Source organism: Peribacillus sp. NPDC056705 (assembly GCF_043656335.1).
Map to the genome: position 1 here is coordinate 1 of NZ_JBHTYI010000107.1, position 2,357 is coordinate 2,357.

Genomic DNA, 2,357 nt, shown 5'->3' on the forward strand with positions numbered 1-2,357 from the left:
CCCGTATACCGCTCGGCGGTGAAAGGTTCGATATGATGAAATACGATTTCCTTGGAGAACCGGAATACGCCGCTCTCCCGAATGTGCTTCAGATGTTCGTTCTTGTTCCCTTTATATGCCTGCTCCTGCGCCTCCACGTGGCGGTCGATGATCGCCTCGGCCTCTTCGATCAGCCCATGGTAGGCTTGTTCGACTCTCCAGGTTAAGCTTGGCGGCCAATCGCAATCATAGACGGCGAACACGCCTTCGTCACGCAGCACTCTGGCGACCTCTTTCAATGTGGTAGCCGGGTCCATCCAATGAAAGGACTGGGAGCAGGTAATAATATCGGCTGCTTGATCAGGAAGCGACAATTGATTGGAATACCCGGAGACGAAGCTGATGTCCGCGCCTTGAGTCTGTTCAAGGGATTGAAGGTTCAGTTTAGCGACAGCTTTGCCCCGCATATCATCATTCGGTTCAACGCCGATAACCCGGTCCGCGGCATCCTTCCATGCGAATGACGATAGGCCCGTCCCGCAGCCCAAGTCGACGACCAGCCCAGGTCTTCGCTCCAGATAACCCGTCAGAAGGGTTATAACTTCCGGAGGGGCTTCCGGCCGATGCTGATCGTAGGTATCCTGAAAGCCGGTAAACCGATCTACATTGCTCGCCCGATTTCCTTCGGGAACGAAATCCGTGCCCCACACTTCGCTCGTATCCTTGTTCATCCGTATTTCATCTCCTTGTCAAATACTTCTAGTGTCATCATATCACAGGAGCAATCTGTGCTATACTGCAACTTAGGACAATGATAGAGGAGATTTTACATATGACATTGGACCATCAGGCACCGCGCAAAGGGATTTTTTTTGACGTGGACGATACTTTATATGACCACTTAACCCCGTTCCGGGATGCGGTCCGCAGCAAGATTCATCCGGCAGAGCCGTTTCCCTATGAAGCGGCATACCACCGAATGCGTTATTATAGCGACATGCTATCGATAGATCTGGGAGGCGCAGGAACCCGGGCATATGCAGCCGCTGTGGATGACATGCGCAGAGAGCGCTTCCGCATGGCGCTGGCGGAGTTTGGAATGAAGCTAGAACCTGAGGAAGCGGAAGAACTACAGCAGGCGTATCTGGCCAGGCAGTTTGATATCAAGCTGTTCGAAGGCGCCCCGGAATTAATCGCGAAACTAAGCGCCTTGGGGCATGTGGTAGGGGTTATTACGAATGGTCCTGCAGACCATCAGGCGAGTAAGATCAAGGCTTTGAAACTGGCGGATCTGGTACCGCAAGAGCAGATATTTATTTCTGGCACGCTGGGCTGGGACAAGCCGGACCCTCGTATATTCCAGCATGTGAATCAGATAACCGGAACAGAGCCTCGTCACAGTTATTTTATCGGCGATTCATGGCGTAACGACGTGGTGGGCGCTTTGGCGGCGGGATGGAATTCGATTTGGTTCAATCACCGCGGAGCAGCGCCTGAATCAGAGCATAAGCCCGGTCATATGGTGTCAGGCTATAGTGAGCTGGCGCGTTGGCTTGAGTCGGAGTTAGCCGACTGACGTTGTGGAAGTCACCCTGCAGTGAAGGGTGGCTCTTCTATTTCTTATTACTCAACCGAATGGTTGACTTTTGGAGGGGGATGTCTTATGTTTAACCATATGGTTGAACATAATAAAGATGAACAATTGGATCACATCTTTCATGCATTGGCGGATACTACTCGCAGGGAGATGGTGCGCATGATCGCTTCGCATGACCGAACGGTTTCGGAATTGGCAGAGCCGTTTCATATGTCGCTTGCCGCCGCATCCAAGCACATTAAAGTGTTGGAACGCTCAGGCTTGCTGGAACGATCGATTCAAGGGCGGACACATATGTGCCGTCTTAACCCACGCACGATGTCGCGCGCGATGGAGTGGCTGCAATTCTATGAACGTTTATGGAATGTGCAGTTTGATGCGCTGGAACGGGAACTGAATAAAGCGAAGAAGGAGGAGCATTAGAGGAATAGGAATGAAACGGATTACCCACCATGATAAAGGGATCCTAGAATTGAATTCAATACAAAGTACGGAGGGCGATTTTAATTATGGATACTTCAACCACGACGCTCGTGATGAAGCGGCAATTCGATGTTCCTCCGGAACGGGTATTCGATGCCTGGCTGAATCCGGAGATGATGCGCAAATGGTTGTTTACGATGGAGATGACGAATAAGGTTGCACATAGTGACCCTCGCGTCGGCGGGGCTTGGGAGATTGTAGACGAGCGCGAAGGGAAGGAATATCGCGCGATCGGGGAATACCTGGAATTGGACCCGCCGAACAAGCTGGTATTTACGTTTAAGATGCCACAGTTTAA

Annotated in this window: 4 protein-coding genes; 3 read left to right on the forward strand and 1 reads right to left on the reverse strand. The window is 51.5% G+C overall.

The window, feature by feature from the left end:
- Positions 1 to 710 (reverse strand): class I SAM-dependent methyltransferase (locus ACFRAK_RS27825; RefSeq protein ID WP_394573007.1); only part of this gene is annotated, 710 nt, incomplete at its 3' end.
- A 101-nt stretch (positions 711 to 811) separates the two neighbouring features.
- Here ACFRAK_RS27825 and ACFRAK_RS27830 point away from each other — a divergent pair.
- The 3 genes from ACFRAK_RS27830 to ACFRAK_RS27840 all read left to right on the forward strand — a co-directional run.
- The gene (locus tag ACFRAK_RS27830; RefSeq protein ID WP_394573008.1) at positions 812 to 1,555 is read left to right on the forward strand and encodes an HAD family hydrolase; all 744 of its coding nucleotides are present in this window, start codon (positions 812 to 814) and stop codon (positions 1,553 to 1,555) included.
- Between the two features lie 87 nt (positions 1,556 to 1,642).
- Positions 1,643 to 1,999, forward strand: a complete 357-nt coding sequence (locus ACFRAK_RS27835) for an ArsR/SmtB family transcription factor (protein ID WP_394573009.1) — start codon at positions 1,643 to 1,645, stop codon at positions 1,997 to 1,999.
- Between the two features lie 86 nt (positions 2,000 to 2,085).
- A partial coding sequence (locus ACFRAK_RS27840; protein WP_394573010.1) for an SRPBCC family protein occupies positions 2,086 to 2,357 on the forward strand: 272 nt, incomplete at its 3' end.